Consider the following 18,194-nt stretch of genomic DNA (forward strand, 5'->3'; position numbering starts at 1 on the left):
AAAATGCCCGGTAGCAAATGACACCGGGCAACAGGTTTAACCCAACGCTTTGGCAAGCAGGGTGATCGGATGTTCGCAGCGCTTACTGGTAGACATCTCAATCTGCCATTTACACGTTTCGCAGTCGGTCACGACGATATCCGCGCCGCTTTCTTCAATCTGGCGGAACAGCGGTGCGCCGATTGACTGTGACGTCGGATAGTTTTCCTTTTTGAATCCGTACGTTCCGGCGATCCCACAGCACTGTGAATCCAGCACTGTCAGTTCAAGTCCAGGAATTTGTCGCAGCAGTTCCAGCGTATAGAGTGTCCAGCCCATTTTCTCCATATGACAGGGTGTGTGATAGACCACTTTTAGCGGCAACGTTTTCAGCGGCAACGTTTTCCCTTCGTCCAGCTTGCGCCACAGCCAGCGTGTAGCCAGTTCAATATGTTCGCGCAGACCTGAGTTGTCGACATCCAGCACTTCAGGGTATTCATCGCGTAGCGCAAAGGTACAGGTTGAAGAGGTGGCAATAACCGGAATGCCTTTGCCATCAATCGCCTCTCTGAGTGAGGCCACGTTGCTTACTGCCTGCTTACGCGCTTTATCGGTAAAACCGTTGGCAATCAGCGGTACGCCGCAGCATTTCTCTTTACTCAGCAGTTGCACGCCAGTACCCATCGCATTCAACACCTTGATCAGGTCTTTACCGAGCTGGGGATGGTTGTAATTCACAAAACAGCCGTGGAAAAAGGCGACCTGATCCTGGTACTGCGCCTGCTGTGCGGCAACGCTGCGATACCAGCGGCGGAAGGTGCCAAAGGAGTACTTCGGCAGCGTACGGCGATGATCGATTTTTAGTGCATAATCAAGAAGCTGGCGCACCGGTTTCAATGATGTAGCGGTGTTCACGATGGGTGCGAACGGCGTAGAAACACTGCCCATCAAATCGGTATGGCTTAAGACAAAGTTACGTATCGATGGACGCGTCGTGTCGTATTTGGCACGAGCGCGTTGAATGATATCGCCAATTTTGACATCCGAAGGGCAGGCCACTTCACAGCGTTTGCAGTTGATGCAATATTTCAGCGCATCGTCGTATAACGCGCCATCTTTCAAACGCAGACGTTCACCGTCAGGGCCGGCTTGTTTAGGGCCAGGGTAACCAGGGTTGACACGGCTTACCGGGCAGGCTGTGGTGCACACTGTGCATTTGATACAACTTTCAAAACGTGTGTCGCTCATTGCTGGCCTCCTGCACGTTTCGCAATATGATGAGCGGCGTGTAAAGCGCTCACTGCGCACACTCCGCCTCCGCAACCCTGGGCGATAGGGTCAAAACCGCCAAGTACCGATCCGATGGCAAACATATTCTCTACTGTTTTTCCTGCAAGCGATGGACGCAGTTCAGCATCGGTGGTTACGCCAAACTGTTGCCACGGCTGCGGATCAAAAACGTCACGCTGATACCATTGCGCGCGTGTGGCGGTTTGTTGTACATCCAGACTGAGAATCGGCTCATGAACGGCCTCACGCGTGGCAACCAGCCCGCTGCTAAAGAAGCTACCGCTGGCGAGCACGGCGAAGCGTGGACGCAATGGAATATCGGCATGGTTGCGGGTCCAGATTTCGCTGACAACGCCATCCTGACAGGTGATTTTTTTCACTTCATCGCCAGGCATCCACACCCCACCCTGGCGTACAAATTGGCGCTGCAATTTGTTATGCAGGCGCATGCCCAACACTGATGGCGGTAAAGTGGGTAATAACATCAGTGAGCAGGGCAGGCGGTCGTTGAGCCACTTCCAGAGCCGATCGTCAGCCAGACCGAAACAGGCTGGCATAATTATCATGTCGCAGGTTTTTGCGATTGGCAGCAGGGCGTCATAGAGCAGCGACCATTTATCTTCGTTATCTAACAGACGTGCAATGTTGACGGCACGAAACTCGGTTGGGTTATCACGCAGGACATCCAGTTCTGGCAAATCGATTTCAGCCGTGTCGACGCTGAGGTTACGCTGGCGCAGTGAGGCCGCGGCCAGGTGCGCCTGGAAATCCAGTAAGCCGCTAATTCCCACCACACAGATGCGTTGTGCTGATAACGGCCAGACCGGCACTTCCGCCGAACTAAGCCAGGTTGAACGCAGGGTTCCCAACGGTGTTACACGTTGATGAGCCTGATGAACCTTACCGTGCAAATGTGTTCCGCACTCTTCCAACAGATTCTGCGCCTGCTGCGCCAGCGCCAGTACAGTCTGCGTTCCGATGGTGCTATAAGGATGACCCGGAGCTTGAGTACGCAGTGCATTCAGCCCCGCTTCAATGTCGGTTACCGGTTGACCATCTGGCAGGTTGCTGAGCAAATCCAGTGAACCGGAGGAAAAGTGCAGAGCGCTTTGGCCGCGGGTAACAATCGTGCAGCGCAACCCGCTTTTTTGCAGTTGCAGGCCACACATCAGCCCGGCGAGACCGCCGCCGATAATGACGGTATCAAATTTCATCCTGGTGCTCCTTTTCCAGACCGCATAACCCCTGATAAACCCAGCGGGTGAATTCGCTTTCGCGCAGTGCATCTCCCCACGCGATAGGCTGCACGCCTTTCCAGCGTTCGTTGAGGAATTCAGAAAGCTGGGTGATAGATTGTGCGGCGGTAGTGACATTAAAACGTTGTAGCAAACCTGCGGCGCGGCAGGCACACAATTCGCCCTGACACGTCCCCATCCCGACGCGGGTGCGACGACGTAAGTCGAGCAAACTGTTGACGGTTAAATTTTCAACGGCATATTGCACTTCGCCTGCGGTGACGGCTTCACATTCACAGACCAGGCTGCGGTGTTGACGGCCTTCGCTAAGCCATGCCGGGGTGCGGTCGCCATGGCGGTAGACCGCTGAGCCGCGCAGTGGTGCTGGCAAAGAGATAACGCGTTTAAGCGTGTGTTCGGTCGATTCCTGCGAGCCTGGCAGTGCTGTCTCTGCGGTCGTACAAGGGCGAGAATTGCCCAGTTTACGGCACACTGCGTCGGTGGCCCATTCCGCCATCAGGCGGTAGGTCATCAGTTTGCCACCGGTAATGGTGATAAATCCGTCCAGTCCGTCGCGCGTGGCGTGATCGAATAACACAATACCGCGGCTGACGTTACGGCCGGTCGGATCGTCGTCGCTGGCCACCAGCGGACGCACACCGGAGTAAGCACGCAGGATGCGAGTTTTCGCCATAATTGGCGCCAACTTCTCACCTTCACGCAGCAGAATATCCACCTCTTCTGCGGTGACGCGGTTGCTGTCGATATCGTCGTAATCAATGTGCTGTGAGGTTGTACCGATCAGCGAAATGGTATCGCCAGGGACCAGAATATCGGCGTCAGATGGCTTACGGCAGCGGTTGATAACATGCTGGTTTATGCGATGGTCCATGATCAACAGAGAACCTTTCGCCGGGAACATACGGATGCTCAGATCCGCATATTCTGCAATGCGCTGACCCCAGATCCCGGCGGCATTAACAACCACCGGTGCATGCAGAGACTGCATCTCGCCCGTCAGATGGTTGCGTACGTTCACCCCGCACACGGTCGCACCTTCACGAATCAGCCCCGTCACTTCATGGGCCGTTAAGATAATCGCACCGTGCTCTCGTGCATCCAGCATGTTGGCGGCGGTTAAGCGGAAAGGATCAACGGTACCGTCTGGTACTTTCACTGCGCCAATCAGTTGCGGGTTTACCGAAGGTTCGATAATACGCGCCTGCTGTGGATCAATCGCTTCTGCGCGGATGCCCGCGTCTTCACAGGCACGAATAAAGGTTGCCTGGAAAGAGAGTTCATCTTCTGGCAGCGTAATAAACAGACCGTCCGTCGGCTCAACACAATGGCGGGCGATACGTTTCAGAATTTTGTTTTCGCTAATGCATTCGCGGGCAGATTCAGCATCAGTAACAGCGTAACGTGCTCCGCTGTGCAGCAGACCGTGGTTACGGCCCGTCGCGCCTGTCGCGATATCGTGGCGTTCTACTAAGATGACGCGCAATCCGCGCAGGGCACAGTCGCGTGCGATCCCTGCACCTGTTGCTCCTCCACCAATGATTATCACGTCACTTGTTTGCGAGTCGCGAGTTTTCATTGTTTTTCCTCACAGTTCGTTTTTTATCATTTAGCCACATAAAAAACATGGATTGTTTGATTTCGCGCATAATCGCTCATAATTCGAAAATGAAACGTGATTCCGTGCGCTTTTATGAACATTTGTCATAAATGTGTAACAATCTGTGCTGTAATTCACATTATTGCCCTGAATGTTTCCTTAACATCGCGGCCACACTGGGAGCGGTAGGGTTGTTACGGCAATCTGCAGTGTTTCCTTCGAATGAAAGACGGCCACGGAGGCTACTATATATGTTGAGTATTTTTAAACCTGCGCCACACAAAGCGCGTTTAGCTGCAGCGGAGATCGATCCGACTTATCGTCGATTGCGCTGGCAGATTTTCCTGGGGATTTTTTTCGGTTATGCCGCGTACTATCTGGTACGTAAGAACTTTGCTCTGGCCATGCCGTATCTGGTTGAACAGGGTTTCTCTCGTGGCGATCTGGGCTTTGCGTTGTCCGGTATCTCCATTGCATACGGATTTTCGAAATTCATCATGGGGTCCGTCTCGGATCGCTCGAATCCGCGCGTTTTCCTGCCAGCGGGTCTGATTCTGGCTGCTGCGGTGATGCTGTTCATGGGCTTCGTGCCGTGGGCGACATCCAGCATTGCAGTCATGTTTGTGCTGCTGTTCCTCTGCGGTTGGTTCCAAGGGATGGGGTGGCCGCCGTGTGGCCGTACCATGGTGCACTGGTGGTCGCAGAAAGAGCGTGGCGGCATCGTTTCCGTCTGGAACTGTGCGCATAACGTCGGTGGCGGTCTGCCTCCGCTGCTGTTCCTGTTGGGTATGGCCTGGTTTAACGACTGGAAAGCTGCGCTGTACATGCCTGCCTTTGGTGCGATAGTCGTTGCGCTGTTCGCCTTTGCGATGATGCGTGATACGCCGCAGTCCTGTGGCCTGCCGCCTATCGAAGAGTACAAGAACGACTATCCGGATGATTACAACGAAAAAGCGGAAGAAGAGCTGACTGCGAAGCAGATCTTCATGCAATACGTACTGCCGAATAAACTGTTGTGGTATATCGCTATCGCCAACGTGTTCGTCTATCTACTGCGTTACGGTATCCTGGACTGGTCACCGACCTATCTGAAAGAAGTGAAGCATTTTGCGCTGGATAAATCGTCCTGGGCTTACTTCCTGTACGAGTATGCCGGTATTCCGGGTACGCTGCTGTGCGGCTGGATGTCGGATAAAGTCTTCCGCGGTAACCGTGGTGCCACTGGTGTGTTCTTTATGACGCTGGTCACCATCGCGACGGTCGTTTACTGGATGAACCCGGCAGGCAATCCGAACGTGGATATGGCTTGTATGATTATCATCGGCTTCCTGATCTACGGCCCGGTCATGTTGATCGGTCTGCATGCGCTGGAACTGGCACCGAAAAAAGCGGCGGGGACGGCGGCAGGCTTTACTGGACTGTTCGGCTACCTGGGCGGCTCTGTAGCGGCGAGCGCCATTGTAGGTTACACCGTTGACTTCTTCGGCTGGGATGGCGGCTTCATGGTGATGATTGGCGGTAGCGTACTGGCGGTGATTCTGCTGGTGGTCGTCATGATTGGTGAAAAACGACATCATGCAGAAATGATGCTGAAGCGTAACGGGGGCTAATGGATGAAAACCACATTGAAAAGTCTCAGCGTAGCGCTGATGCTGGCAGGTATGGTTGTTAGCAGTGCGGCGGTTGCCGCAGATAAAATTGTCATTGCACACCGTGGTGCCAGCGGATATTTACCCGAGCACACGCTGCCTGCGAAAGCGATGGCTTATGCTCAGGGTGCGGATTTTCTGGAGCAGGATTTGGTGATGACCAAGGATGATCACCTGGTTGTCCTGCATGACCACTATCTTGACCGCGTAACCGATGTTGCTGAGCGCTTCCCGGATCGTGCGCGTAAAGATGGGCGTTACTATGCCATCGACTTTACGCTGGATGAGATCAAATCGCTGAAATTTACCGAAGGTTTCGATATCGAAAATGGCAAAAAGGTACAGACATATCCAGGGCGTTTCCCGATGGGTAAATCTGATTTCCGTGTGCACACTTTCGAAGAAGAAATTGAGTTTGTTCAGGGATTAAATCATTCAACTGGCAAAAACATCGGCATTTACCCGGAAATGAAAGCGCCGTGGTTCCATCACCAGGAAGGGAAGGACATCGCCGCTAAGACGCTGGAAGTGCTGAAAAAGTACGGGTACACCGGTAAACAAGACAATGTCTATCTGCAGTGCTTTGATGTTGCGGAGTTAAAACGCATCAAAAATGAACTGGAACCGAAGATGGGGATGGATCTCAATCTGGTGCAGTTGATTGCGTACACTGACTGGAATGAAACTCAGGAGAAAAAACCAGACGGCAGTTGGGTAAATTACAACTACGACTGGATGTTCAAACCGGGTGCCATGAAGCAGGTGGCGGAGTATGCGGATGGCATTGGGCCGGACTACCATATGTTGGTTGATGAGAAGTCCAGTAAGGGCAATATCTCATTAACGGGTATGGTACAGGACGCGCACCAGAACAAGATGGTGGTGCATCCATATACTGTTCGTGCCGATCAGTTGCCGGATTATGCAACGGATGTAAACCAGCTGTATGACGTGTTGTACAACAAGGCGGGCGTTGACGGGCTGTTCACCGACTTCCCCGACAAAGCGGTAAAATTCCTGCATAAAGAGTAACGGCAGAAGGCCTGCGATGAACGTATTCTCGCAGGCCTTATTTGTGAAGCGTGAGCAGATTGCTAGATGAGGCCGTCAGCAGTCAACGATTCCATATATGCCTGCAGTAGAAATAAAGGGCTGCCGTCTACCGGCGGCTCTTTTGCCAATAACGATATTTGTCGATAAAACGTTGGCTCCAGCGCTACAGAGCGAATTTCCCCGCCAACTGCCTTCAGCGTGAGTTCCGGTAGTAATGCAATCCCCAGCCCCTGGCGAATAAAACTCATTGCGGTATCCGGATGGTTAAATTCGTATTTAATAACTGGCTCAATCCCTTTTTCTTTAAACAATGTCATGATGCTTAATTCATAGCGGCCTTTACTGATAATCAGCGGTTCTCCCATCAGTTCTTCCAGCGAAACGGTGGTGTTGGCTGCCAGCGGGTGGCTTTCGGGGACCACTACGGTGAATCTGTCACGAATGACAGGTACGCAATACATATTGCTGACCGGGAAGTGTACAAAGCCTGCATCAATGCTCCCATTGCGGAGTGAATCCACTATCTCGTTGCTGTTCTCTTCGTAGGGTATGATTTTGATAGTAGGGTGCTGATGCTCAAAGTAGCGGATGATGCCGGGTAAAATGCAGGCGCAGGCACTGGGAAAACAGCCAATATGCAGGGTACGAATTGGGTTTTGCTTCTCCTGCTCGGCAATCTCTTTGACCGCGTGCGTTTGCACGATAATCTCACGAAGGTGTGGGATAAGCCGGGAACCTGCTGGTGTTAGCTGAATATCTTTTCGACGCTCACGGATTAAAATATCGATGCCCAGCTCTTCTTCAAGCGCTGAAATAGCCTGACTCACTGCCGATTGGGTCATATAGAGCCGCTTGCTGGCTTCGGTGAAACCACCGTACTCAAGAACGGCAAGCAGGGCGTGGATCTGTGTTAGCGTCATTAGTTATCTCTAATTAATATAATTAAAATGATTAATTTCTCTAATATCATAGGCCTGTTTATACTTGCTTTCTACATTCAGTACCCAAAATAATTGGCGTAGCCAACACGTAAGCAACGTGAAGTATGACGGGTATAAATCACATTTTGACGCACCTGTCCGTGGTTCAGTTGAGCTGAGCGTTGCCTGCGTGCGCCGTCTGAACAGGTTGTCGAAAATGAAAGAAAAACTGTGGACGAAGGATTTTTGGGCAATAACAATTATCAGCTTTATTATCTTTTTTGTTTTTTATGTCCTGCTGACCCTGCTTCCGATCTATATTTCGGATCGCCTGCATGCGACTCCTGATAAGGCCGGTTTATTAGTCACGTTCTTTTTGGGCGCAGCCATTCTTGTTCGTCCTTTTGCCGGGCAGTGGGTGGGAAAATATTCGAATAAAACGATTCTGGTGCTCTCTTCTCTGGCCTTTTTGGTGGTCACTGCGCTGTATCCGGTTTGCCATTCAATTGAATCACTCCTGCTGATTCGGGTGCTTCATGGTGTAACGTTTGGCGTTATAACCACGGTAAAAGGAACGATTTCCGCGCGGTTGATACCGGCCTCCCGACGTGGGGAGGGCATCAGTTTTTTCTCGTTAGCCATGGGATTGGCGATGGTGGTTGGGCCATGGGTCGGGCTGAACATGGCGCGTTGGGAAGCATACACCGCCGCATTCTGGCTGTGCACGGCCGTGGCGGCGCTGGGGATTGTGCTGTCACTGATTGTCGCCGTACCGCCAGTGATTCGTCACGCTGATGGATCTAAACCGAAGCTGGGTTTTGCAGCCATGTTTGACCGCGCTGCGCTGCCTTTCGCGATGGTGACATTCTTTATGACCTTTTCCTATGCGGGTGTTTCAGCTTTCCTTGCATTGTATGCCCGCGAATTGGATTTGATGGCCGCTGCCAGTAATTTCCTGCTTTGCTACGCTATTTGCCTGATGGTCTGCCGAACTTTTACCGGCAATATCTGTGATAAAAAAGGGCCGAAATACGTGGTTTACCCGTGCTTACTGGCCTTCACCGTTGGGTTGGTGGCGCTGGGTTACACCAACGGGAGTATTATGATGATTCTGGCCGGTGGATTAATTGGTATCGGCTATGGCTCAGTGACGCCTGTGTTTCAGACACAAATTATTAGCTCGGTGGAGCCGCACAAAATCGGTGTTGCCAATTCGCTGTTTTTCAATGCAATGGATGCGGGAATGGCGATTGGTGCGTTCATTATGGGCATGATGGTTGAAGGTGTGGGGTATCGGGCGATTTACCTGGTTGGGGCTTTGCTGGTGGTGCTGGCCGGGGCGTTGTATATCATGCAGATGAAAAAACGCGGCGACGTGGTACTGGTCTCCGCGCATGAAGTCCACTAAGCACTACATTTCAATCTCAATATCCCCGTTTGCCCGGCAACAGCAGGGCAATATCTCGCCCGGCTGAATAAACGCCAGAGGTTCTGCAATCCAGTCAACCTGTCCCGCCACCAGGCGGGTACGGCAAGAACCGCAGTAACCTTCACGGCACTGATACTCGACTTCAACGTTGTGCGATTCGAGCGCGGCGAGCAGGGAAGGATGTTCATCCTGGCACAGCAGTTGTGTGCCAGAGATGCGCAGAGTAACGCGGCCCATCAGAGCTGGAAATTACTCAGGTCGTCGGTATCAACTTCGGCGTCGATTTGGCCGACCAGGTAAGAGCTGACTTCCACTTCCTGCGGTGCAACCTGGACGTTATCGGATACCAGCCAGGTATTGATCCACGGGATCGGGTTAGAGCGTGTCTGGAATGGCAGATCAAGGCCAACAGCCTGCATACGGATATTGGTGATGTACTCAACGTACTGGCACAGGATATCTTTGTTCAGACCGATCATCGAACCGTCACGGAACAGATAATCTGCCCACTCTTTTTCCTGCAGCGCGGCCTGTACAAACAGGTCATAGCACTCTTGTTTACACTCTTCGGCAATTTCGGCCATCTCTGGATCGTCGACACCGCTGCGCAGCAGGTTCAGCATATGCTGGGTGCCGGTCAGATGCAGGGCTTCATCACGGGCAATCAGACGAATGATTTTTGCATTGCCTTCCATCAGTTCACGTTCCGCAAAAGCGAAAGAGCAGGCAAAGCTGACGTAGAAGCGAATAGCTTCCAGCGCGTTAACGCTCATCAGGCACAGATACAGTTTTTTCTTCAGTTCACGCAGATTGACGACAACCGTTTTACCATTGACCGTATGCGAGCCTTCGCCCAGCAGATGCCAGTAGCTGGTCATCTCGATCAACTCATCGTAGTAGCTGGAAATACCTTCCGCGCGTTTCTGGATCTGTTCGTTGGTGACGATATCGTCGAACACCACCGCGGGATCGTTAACGATATTACGGATGATATGGGTATAAGAGCGGGAGTGGATAGTCTCGGAAAATGCCCACGTTTCCACCCAGGTTTCCAACTCAGGGATAGAAATCAGCGGCAGAAGTGCCACGTTCGGGCTACGCCCCTGAATAGAGTCCAGCAGCGTCTGATACTTCAGGTTGCTGATAAAAATATGTTTTTCATGTTCCGGCAGTGCCTGGAAGTCAATGCGGTCACGTGAAACGTCGACTTCTTCCGGACGCCAGAAGAAAGAGAGTTGTTTTTCGATCAGTTTTTCGAAGATGTCATATTTTTGCTGGTCGTAGCGGGCGACGTTCACCGGCTGGCCGAAAAACATCGGTTCCAGAAGCTGGTCATTTTTCGTCTGTGAAAAAGTGGTGTATGCCATTGATGTGAATCCTTTGTGGGATGTGCGCCGGAGGCGGTGCAAGCACCTTTCCGGCCTACAAACCGTGCAATCGTAGGCCGGGTAAGCGTAGCGCCACCCGGCATCATTCATCAGATCTTACATGCGCCGCTTTCGCAGCCATCATCCTGAATGGATGGCACCAGATCGTCCTGAGAATCTTCCGCACCGTCGCGGGTGTTCTGATAATACAGCGTTTTGACACCAAATTTGTAGGCGGTGAGCAGGTCTTTCAGTAACTGCTGCATCGGCACTTTTCCTGATGGGAAGCGTGACGGATCGTAGTTGGTGTTGGCAGAAATCGACTGATCGATAAATTTCTGCATGATCCCTACCAGTTGCAGATACCCGTCATTGTTCGGCATCTCCCACAGCAGTTCGTACGCGTCGTGCAGGTGTTCGTAGTCCGGCACAACCTGACGCAGAATGCCATCTTTGGATGCTTTAATGCTCACGTAGCCGCGCGGCGGTTCAATGCCGTTAGTGGCGTTGGAGATCTGCGAAGAGGTCTCCGACGGCATCAGCGCAGAAAGCGTGGAGTTACGCAGACCGTGGGTCTTAATGGACTCACGCAGTTGCTCCCAATCCAGGTGCAACGGCTCGCTGGCAATGGCATCCAGATCTTTCTTATAGGTATCGATCGGCAAAATACCCTGTGCATAGGTGGTTTCGTTGAACCACGGGCATGCGCCTTGCTCTTTTGCCAGTTCGTTAGAGGCTTTCAGCAGGTAATACTGAATGGCTTCAAAGGTTTTGTGGGTCAGGTTATTTGCGCTGCCGTCAGAGTAACGCTTACCGTTTTTCGCCAGCCAGTAGGCGTAGTTGATCACGCCAATACCCAGCGTACGACGGCCCATGGCACCACGTTTAGCGGCCGGAATTGGATAATCCTGGTAATCCAGCAGCGCATCGAGAGCACGCACAGCCAGTACGGCCAGTTCTTCCAGCTCATCCAGGCTGTCGATAGCACCAAGGTTGAATGCGGATAACGTACACAGTGCGATTTCACCGTTTTCGTCGTTCACATCGGTCAACGGTTTGGTCGGCAGTGCGATTTCCAGACACAGGTTGGACTGGCGTACCGGTGCGACAGCCGGATCAAACGGGCTGTGGGTGTTGCAGTGGTCAACGTTCTGAATGTAGATACGACCAGTTGAAGCACGTTCCTGCATCATCAGCGAGAATAGCTCAACCGCTTTCACGCGCTGTTTGCGGATGCTGTCGTCGTTTTCATATTTTGTGTACAGGCGTTCAAACTCGTCCTGATCGGCGAAGAATGCGTCGTACAGACCTGGAACATCGGACGGGCTGAACAGGGTGATGTCACCGCCTTTCAGCAGGCGCGTATACATCAGCTTGTTGATTTGCACACCGTAGTCCATATGACGGACGCGGTTGCCTTCTACGCCACGGTTGTTTTTCAGCACCAAAAGGCTTTCCACTTCCAGATGCCACATCGGGTAGAACAGCGTGGCGGCACCGCCACGAACACCGCCCTGAGAGCAGGATTTCACCGCTGTCTGGAAGTGTTTATAGAATGGGATACAGCCCGTGTGGAACGCCTCACCGCCGCGAATCGGGCTACCCAGCGCACGAATGCGACCCGCGTTGATACCAATGCCAGCACGTTGAGAAACGTATTTTACAATCGCGCTGGACGTGGCGTTAATCGAATCCAGGCTGTCGCCACACTCGATCAGTACACAGGAACTGAACTGGCGGGTAGGGGTGCGCACGCCGGACATGATTGGTGTCGGCAGCGAAATTTTAAACGTAGAAACGGCGTCGTAGAAACGTTTAACGTATTCCAGACGGGTTTCACGCGGGTAGTTAGAAAACAGGCAGGCCGCGACCAGAATGTAGAGGAACTGTGCGCTTTCATAAATCTCACCGGTCACACGGTTTTGCACCAGATATTTGCCCTCTAACTGCTTTACCGCAGCATAAGAGAAGGTCATATCACGGTCGTGCTCGATGAACGAGTCCATCTGCTTGAACTCTTCTTCCGTGTAGTCTTCCAGCAGATGATTGTCGTATTTACCCATTCCAACCATTTTCACGACATGGTCGAACAGTTTTGGCGGCTCAAACTCACCGTAGGCTTTTTTACGCAGGTGGAAAATTGCCAGGCGAGCAGCCAGGTACTGATAATCCGGCGCGTCGCGGGAGATCAGGTCCGCAGCAGCTTTGATGATTGTTTCATGGATATCGGAAGTCTTGATACCGTCATAAAACTGAATGTGGGAGCGCAACTCGACCTGTGAAATCGATACGTTATTCAGTCCTTCTGCCGCCCAATCCAGAACTCGATGGATTTTGTCGAGATTGATGCGCTCTGTACTACCATCACGCTTTGTCACCAGCAGACTCTGATTCATGTGGTTTTTTACCTGTCCGTGAAAGAAAAAATATCCCCCATATTATCCACAGTGCCACGTTGTGACTAAGTCTGTGGATAAATACTATATGTAGGGGTTGTTTGATAAAATAGACGCTATATGGTGAGTATTCTAGTAGGGATTCTTTTCAGCACAAGAGTTGATTTTGAGGTTAAATTGAGGTTGCAAAAGGGTAAGAATCGCTAAGTGCGCGTCTTATAAGGCCTGGCGGGGATGTCAATAATTGAGAAAAAAAATAGAAAATTTGATCGAGTGCTGATTTCTTCATCTAAGGCAAAGAAAGTTCTTATGATCTGGCACAAAAATTGCCCTAAGGCACCTACTCAGGATGAGTAGGTGATGCGTAATCACGTAGGCCTGATAAGCGAAGCGCCATCAGGCATTGACGTTCGGTGTCGTGCCGGATGGCGGCGCTGGCGCGCTTTATCCGGCCTACAATTCAGCGCCATCAGGCCATGAGCGCCGGTTTATTCGCTTTTGGCGGTGGTATGCACCATATAGTTCACATCCACGCCGGGGCCCAGTTTGAAGGTGTTGGTGATGGGGTTGTAATGCAGACCGGTCATGTGACGTTCCTTCAACACCGTCTGGTCAACCCACTGTAACAATTCAGCCGGCTTAATAAATTTTTTCACATCGTGTGTACCTTTAGGCACCATGCGCAGAATATATTCCGCGCCGACCACGGCCATCAACCAGGACTTACCGTTACGGTTGAGCGTGGAGAAAAACACTTCGCCGCCGGGTTTGACCAGTTTGGCGCAGGCTCTGACCACAGACTGCGGGTCCGGTACGTGTTCCAGCATTTCCATACAGGTGACGACGTCATACTGGTGCGCATATTTCTCGGCGTGTTCTTCGACTGTCTCTTGCACATACTCAACATGTATGCCGCTTTCCAGCGCATGCAGTTTTGCCACCTGTAAGGGTTCAAACCCCATATCCAGGCCGGTGACCGTTGCGCCTTCACGCGCCATACTTTCTGCCAGAATCCCGCCGCCGCAGCCGACGTCGAGTACCTTTTTACCAAACAGACCACCTGACCGCTCGGCAATATAGCCCAGACGCAGCGGGTTTATGCGGTGCAGAGGCTTAAATTCACCCTCAAGATCCCACCAGCGTGACGCGACTGCTTCAAACTTGGCAATTTCTTCATGGTCAACGTTGTGAGTTACCGGCGGTTTTTCGGCATTCATTGGGGCTTCTACTCCTAAATTTGCAATGCAAACGAGTATATCAGCCTGACGGGATGAATAAAGCCTCCGTCTGGGGGAATCCATTTACCTGAATCTGCACGGGTGTGTTATAATTTGCGACCTTTGAATCCGGGATACAGTAGAGGGATAGCGGTTAGATGAGCGACCTTGCGAGAGAAATTACACCGGTCAACATTGAGGAAGAGCTGAAGAGCTCCTATCTGGATTATGCGATGTCGGTCATTGTTGGCCGTGCGCTGCCGGACGTCCGAGATGGCCTGAAGCCGGTACACCGTCGCGTACTTTACGCCATGAACGTATTGGGCAACGACTGGAATAAAGCCTATAAAAAATCTGCCCGTGTCGTTGGTGACGTAATCGGTAAATACCACCCTCATGGTGATACCGCCGTTTACGACACCATTGTTCGTATGGCGCAGCCATTCTCCTTGCGTTACATGCTGGTGGATGGTCAGGGTAACTTTGGTTCTGTCGATGGCGACTCCGCAGCTGCGATGCGTTATACGGAAATCCGTATGTCGAAAATCGCCCACGAGCTGATGGCTGACCTGGAAAAAGAAACGGTTGATTTCGTCGATAACTACGACGGCACCGAACGCATTCCAGACGTCATGCCAACCAAAATTCCTAACCTGCTGGTGAACGGTTCGTCCGGTATCGCGGTAGGTATGGCAACCAACATTCCGCCGCACAACCTGACGGAAGTGATCAACGGCTGTCTGGCATATATTGACGATGAAGACATCAGCATTGAAGGGCTGATGGAACATATTCCGGGTCCGGACTTCCCGACCGCAGCGATCATCAATGGTCGTCGTGGTATCGAAGAAGCTTACCGTACCGGTCGCGGCAAGGTATACATTCGCGCACGTGCAGAAGTCGAAGCTGACGCGAAAACTGGCCGTGAGACCATCATCGTGCATGAAATTCCGTATCAGGTGAACAAAGCACGCCTGATCGAGAAAATCGCCGAGCTGGTAAAAGACAAACGCGTTGAAGGTATCAGCGCACTGCGTGACGAGTCTGACAAAGACGGTATGCGCATCGTGATTGAAGTGAAACGCGACGCGGTTGGGGAAGTGGTGCTGAATAACCTCTACTCCCAGACCCAACTGCAGGTTTCTTTCGGTATCAACATGGTTGCGCTGCACCATGGTCAGCCGAAGATCATGAACCTGAAAGATATTATCGCTGCGTTTGTTCGTCACCGTCGTGAAGTGGTTACCCGCCGTACTATTTTTGAACTGCGTAAAGCCCGTGACCGTGCGCACATCCTCGAAGCGCTGGCGATTGCTCTCGCCAACATCGATCCGATCATCGAACTGATCCGTCGTGCACCGACCCCAGCTGAAGCGAAAGCGGCACTGGTTGCGCGTTCCTGGGAACTGGGTAACGTCTCTGCCATGCTGGAACGTGCGGGTGATGACGCTGCGCGTCCTGAATGGCTGGAACCTGAGTTTGGCGTGCGTGATGGTCAGTACTTCCTGACTGAACAGCAGGCCCAGGCGATTCTGGATCTGCGCTTGCAGAAACTGACCGGCCTTGAGCATGAAAAACTGCTCGACGAATACAAAGAGCTGCTGGAGCAGATTGCTGAACTGCTGCACATTCTGGGCAGTGCCGATCGTCTGATGGAAGTTATCCGTGAGGAGATGGAGCTGATTCGTGAGCAGTTCGGCGACGCACGTCGTACTGAAATCACCGCGAACAGCGCTGACATCAACATCGAAGATCTGATTAGCCAGGAAGATGTTGTCGTAACCTTGTCTCACCAGGGCTATGTGAAATATCAACCGTTAACCGATTACGAAGCGCAGCGTCGTGGCGGGAAAGGTAAATCAGCAGCACGTATTAAAGAAGAAGACTTTATCGACCGCCTGCTGGTGGCCAATACTCACGACACGATCCTCTGCTTCTCCAGCCGTGGTCGTTTGTACTGGATGAAAGTTTATCAGCTACCGGAAGCGAGCCGTGGCGCGCGTGGACGTCCAATCGTCAATCTGCTGCCGCTGGAAGCCAACGAACGCATCACCGCAATTCTGCCGGTACGCGAGTACGAAGAGGGTGTGAACGTCTTCATGGCGACCGCCAGCGGTACGGTGAAGAAAACGGCGCTGACCGAGTTCAGCCGTCCGCGTTCTGCCGGTATTATTGCGGTTAACCTCAATGATGGTGATGAGCTGATTGGCGTCGATCTGACCTCAGGTTCTGATGAAGTCATGCTGTTCTCTGCTGCCGGTAAAGTGGTGCGCTTTAAAGAAGATGCCGTTCGTGCGATGGGTCGTACCGCGACCGGTGTACGCGGTATCAAGCTGGCAGGAGAAGATAAAGTTGTTTCTCTGATTGTTCCGCGCGGTGAAGGCGCTATTCTGACCGTAACGCAGAACGGCTACGGTAAGCGTACCGCGGCAGAAGAGTATCCGACCAAGTCTCGTGCGACGCAGGGCGTTATCTCCATCAAGGTTACCGAGCGCAACGGCTCTGTTGTCGGCGCGGTACAGGTTGAAGATACCGACCAGATCATGATGATCACCGATGCCGGTACGCTGGTGCGTACTCGCGTGTCGGAAATCAGCGTGGTTGGGCGTAACACCCAGGGCGTGATCCTCATCCGCACGGCGGAAGATGAAAACGTCGTCGGTCTGCAACGTGTTGCTGAACCGGTTGATGATGAAGAACTTGACTCCATCGACGGTAGTGCTGCGGAAGGGGACGATGATATCGCTCCTGAAGCTGAGAGCGACGATGATGCGGCAGATGACGCAGAAGAGTAATTAAGTTGTAATGAGAAGGGCCGGAGAAATCCGGCCCTTTTTTTTAGTTCATCCGCTCCACGATCATTGCTATACCCTGGCCGCCGCCGATACACAGCGTTGCCAGACCGAGCGTTTTATCCCGTGCCTGTAACGCGTGCAGCAATGTGACCAGAATACGCGCGCCGCTGGCGCCGATAGGGTGGCCCAGCGCAATCGCCCCACCGTTAACGTTGACCTTTTGCGCATCAAACCCCAGTGTTTTACCCACGGCAAGAAACTGTGCGGCAAATGCTTCGTTAGCTTCGATAAGGTCGATATCCGACAGTTGCAGCCCGCTCAGTTGTAACGCTTTTTGCGTGGCCGGAACGGGTCCCATGCCCATCATCGCCGGGGCGACGCCGCCGCTGGCCCAGGCTTTGATTCTCGCCAGCGGCTTTAGCCCAGCAGCCAGCGCTGCCGACTCTTCCATTACCACCAGCGCGGCAGCACCGTCGTTAATCCCTGAGGCGTTGCCAGCGGTAACAGTGCCGGCTTTGTCGAAGGCCGGACGCAATGCGGCAAGACCTTCCGCCGTGGAGTCAGCCTTGGGAAACTCATCGCGTTCAAAAATGAGGGTTTTCTTACGTGATTGTACGCTGACGGGGACAATTTCGGCCTGAAAAGCGCCGGACTCTATTGCGGCAACGGCTTTCTGCTGTGATAACAGTGCCAGTTCATCCTGCATTTCGCGGCTGATGCCGTACTCTTTAGCGACGTTCTCGGCGGTAATCCCCATATGGTATCCATGCTCGGCGCAGATCAGGCCGTCGCGCAGAATAACGTCTGACAATTGCCCATCACCAAGACGATATCCCCAGCGTGCTTTTGCGTCTAACAGGTAGGGGGCCTGGCTCATGTTTTCCATCCCTCCCGCCACGATAGCCTGAGCTTGTCCTGCTTTGATTGCGAGGGCGGCGAGCGCCACGCTTTTCAGGCCCGAGCCACACACTTTGTTGACAGTGAAGCCGCAAACCGTGTCGGAAAGACCGCTTCTTAGCAACGCCTGACGCGCCGGATTCTGCCCCAGACCAGCCTGCAGTACGTTACCCATAATCACTTCTTCAACCTGCTGCGGATCAAGATGAGCGCGCTCAATTGCCGCTTTTATCACGGTTGATCCCAGCTCGATAGCGCTGGTGGTCGCCAGTGCGCCATTAAAGCTACCGATTGCGGTACGTGCCGCGCTGACAATGACACAGTTTTTCATTTTTCTGTTCCTTTATGT

General features: G+C 52.6%; 13 protein-coding genes. 4 read left to right on the plus strand and 9 right to left on the minus strand.

From position 1 onward, the window contains the following. Positions 1–36: 36 nt before the first annotated feature. Genes glpC through glpA form a run of 3 tightly spaced genes read right to left on the minus strand, consistent with a single transcriptional unit; the run spans position 37 to position 4,101 of the window. Positions 37–1,227 carry an anaerobic glycerol-3-phosphate dehydrogenase subunit GlpC gene (glpC, locus tag NNO08_RS18555; protein WP_271457289.1) on the minus strand — a complete coding sequence of 397 codons (1,191 nt, stop codon included), beginning with the start codon at positions 1,225–1,227 and terminating at the stop codon, positions 37–39. Continuing rightward, positions 1,224–2,483: a glycerol-3-phosphate dehydrogenase subunit GlpB gene (gene glpB / locus NNO08_RS18560; protein WP_271457290.1), complete on the minus strand. Its 1,260-nt coding sequence runs from the start codon at positions 2,481–2,483 to the stop codon at positions 1,224–1,226. The genes glpC and glpB overlap by 4 nt, the downstream gene beginning before the upstream one ends. Next, positions 2,473–4,101: an anaerobic glycerol-3-phosphate dehydrogenase subunit A gene (gene glpA, locus NNO08_RS18565; RefSeq protein ID WP_271457291.1), complete on the minus strand. Its 1,629-nt coding sequence runs from the start codon at positions 4,099–4,101 to the stop codon at positions 2,473–2,475. Before glpA ends, glpB begins: the two co-directional genes overlap by 11 nt. A 272-nt stretch (positions 4,102–4,373) precedes the next feature. Here glpA and glpT point away from each other — a divergent pair, with 272 nt between their 5' ends. Continuing rightward, entirely contained in the window at positions 4,374–5,732 is a 1,359-nt protein-coding gene (gene glpT / locus NNO08_RS18570) for a glycerol-3-phosphate transporter (RefSeq protein WP_137384134.1), read from the plus strand. Between the two features lie 3 nt (positions 5,733–5,735). After that, a complete protein-coding gene (gene glpQ / locus NNO08_RS18575; RefSeq protein WP_137384133.1) occupies positions 5,736–6,803 on the plus strand; it encodes a glycerophosphodiester phosphodiesterase in 1,068 nt (355 codons plus the stop codon). 62 nt (positions 6,804–6,865) lie between these two features. Here glpQ and NNO08_RS18580 read toward each other — a convergent pair whose 3' ends face one another. Further along, positions 6,866–7,744 carry a LysR family transcriptional regulator gene (locus NNO08_RS18580; RefSeq protein WP_271448516.1) on the minus strand — a complete coding sequence of 293 codons (879 nt, stop codon included), beginning with the start codon at positions 7,742–7,744 and terminating at the stop codon, positions 6,866–6,868. Positions 7,745–7,961: 217 nt separating this feature from the next. Between NNO08_RS18580 and NNO08_RS18585 the strand changes: the two genes are divergently transcribed. After that, positions 7,962–9,152 carry an MFS transporter gene (locus tag NNO08_RS18585; protein WP_333908957.1) on the plus strand — a complete coding sequence of 397 codons (1,191 nt, stop codon included), beginning with the start codon at positions 7,962–7,964 and terminating at the stop codon, positions 9,150–9,152. Positions 9,153–9,155: 3 nt separating this feature from the next. Here NNO08_RS18585 and yfaE read toward each other — a convergent pair whose 3' ends face one another. The 4 genes from yfaE to ubiG form a co-directional block, all read right to left on the minus strand. After that, entirely contained in the window at positions 9,156–9,410 is a 255-nt protein-coding gene (yfaE, locus tag NNO08_RS18590; protein WP_115643144.1) for a ferredoxin-like diferric-tyrosyl radical cofactor maintenance protein YfaE, read from the minus strand. After that, positions 9,410–10,540, minus strand: coding sequence for a class Ia ribonucleoside-diphosphate reductase subunit beta (nrdB, locus tag NNO08_RS18595; RefSeq protein ID WP_271440122.1), 1,131 nt, complete (start codon positions 10,538–10,540; stop codon positions 9,410–9,412). Before nrdB ends, yfaE begins: the two co-directional genes overlap by 1 nt. 110 nt (positions 10,541–10,650) lie before the next feature. Continuing rightward, positions 10,651–12,936, minus strand: a complete 2,286-nt coding sequence (gene nrdA / locus NNO08_RS18600; RefSeq protein ID WP_271457293.1) for a class 1a ribonucleoside-diphosphate reductase subunit alpha — start codon at positions 12,934–12,936, stop codon at positions 10,651–10,653. A gap of 488 nt (positions 12,937–13,424) precedes the next feature. Further along, the gene (gene ubiG / locus NNO08_RS18605; RefSeq protein ID WP_271440116.1) at positions 13,425–14,153 is read right to left on the minus strand and encodes a bifunctional 2-polyprenyl-6-hydroxyphenol methylase/3-demethylubiquinol 3-O-methyltransferase UbiG; all 729 of its coding nucleotides are present in this window, start codon (positions 14,151–14,153) and stop codon (positions 13,425–13,427) included. Between the two features lie 158 nt (positions 14,154–14,311). Between ubiG and gyrA the strand changes: the two genes are divergently transcribed. Next, a complete protein-coding gene (gene gyrA, locus NNO08_RS18610; RefSeq protein ID WP_271440115.1) occupies positions 14,312–16,948 on the plus strand; it encodes a DNA topoisomerase (ATP-hydrolyzing) subunit A in 2,637 nt (878 codons plus the stop codon). A gap of 43 nt (positions 16,949–16,991) precedes the next feature. Here gyrA and NNO08_RS18615 read toward each other — a convergent pair whose 3' ends face one another. Next, positions 16,992–18,176 (minus strand): acetyl-CoA C-acetyltransferase, encoded by a 1,185-nt coding sequence (locus tag NNO08_RS18615; protein WP_271457294.1) that lies wholly within the window; start codon positions 18,174–18,176, stop codon positions 16,992–16,994. Between the last annotated feature and the right edge of the window lie 18 nt (positions 18,177–18,194).

Origin of the sequence: Citrobacter sp. Igbk 17, from assembly GCF_028069775.1 — a bacterium.
In the GTDB taxonomy this organism is placed as follows: domain Bacteria; phylum Pseudomonadota; class Gammaproteobacteria; order Enterobacterales; family Enterobacteriaceae; genus Citrobacter.

Excerpts from the sequence above, each read along its gene's own strand:
- glpC (WP_271457289.1), bottom strand. The coding sequence starts at position 1,227 with ATGAGCGACACACGTTTTGAAAGTTGTATCAAATGCACAGTGTGCACC.
- glpB (WP_271457290.1), bottom strand. The coding sequence starts at position 2,483 with ATGAAATTTGATACCGTCATTATCGGCGGCGGTCTCGCCGGGCTGATG.
- glpA (WP_271457291.1), bottom strand. The coding sequence starts at position 4,101 with ATGAAAACTCGCGACTCGCAAACAAGTGACGTGATAATCATTGGTGGA.
- glpT (WP_137384134.1), top strand. The coding sequence starts at position 4,374 with ATGTTGAGTATTTTTAAACCTGCGCCACACAAAGCGCGTTTAGCTGCA.
- glpQ (WP_137384133.1), top strand. The coding sequence starts at position 5,736 with ATGAAAACCACATTGAAAAGTCTCAGCGTAGCGCTGATGCTGGCAGGT.
- NNO08_RS18580 (WP_271448516.1), bottom strand. The coding sequence starts at position 7,744 with ATGACGCTAACACAGATCCACGCCCTGCTTGCCGTTCTTGAGTACGGT.
- NNO08_RS18585 (WP_333908957.1), top strand. The coding sequence starts at position 7,962 with ATGAAAGAAAAACTGTGGACGAAGGATTTTTGGGCAATAACAATTATC.
- yfaE (WP_115643144.1), bottom strand. The coding sequence starts at position 9,410 with ATGGGCCGCGTTACTCTGCGCATCTCTGGCACACAACTGCTGTGCCAG.
- nrdB (WP_271440122.1), bottom strand. The coding sequence starts at position 10,540 with ATGGCATACACCACTTTTTCACAGACGAAAAATGACCAGCTTCTGGAA.
- nrdA (WP_271457293.1), bottom strand. The coding sequence starts at position 12,936 with ATGAATCAGAGTCTGCTGGTGACAAAGCGTGATGGTAGTACAGAGCGC.
- ubiG (WP_271440116.1), bottom strand. The coding sequence starts at position 14,153 with ATGAATGCCGAAAAACCGCCGGTAACTCACAACGTTGACCATGAAGAA.
- gyrA (WP_271440115.1), top strand. The coding sequence starts at position 14,312 with ATGAGCGACCTTGCGAGAGAAATTACACCGGTCAACATTGAGGAAGAG.
- NNO08_RS18615 (WP_271457294.1), bottom strand. The coding sequence starts at position 18,176 with ATGAAAAACTGTGTCATTGTCAGCGCGGCACGTACCGCAATCGGTAGC.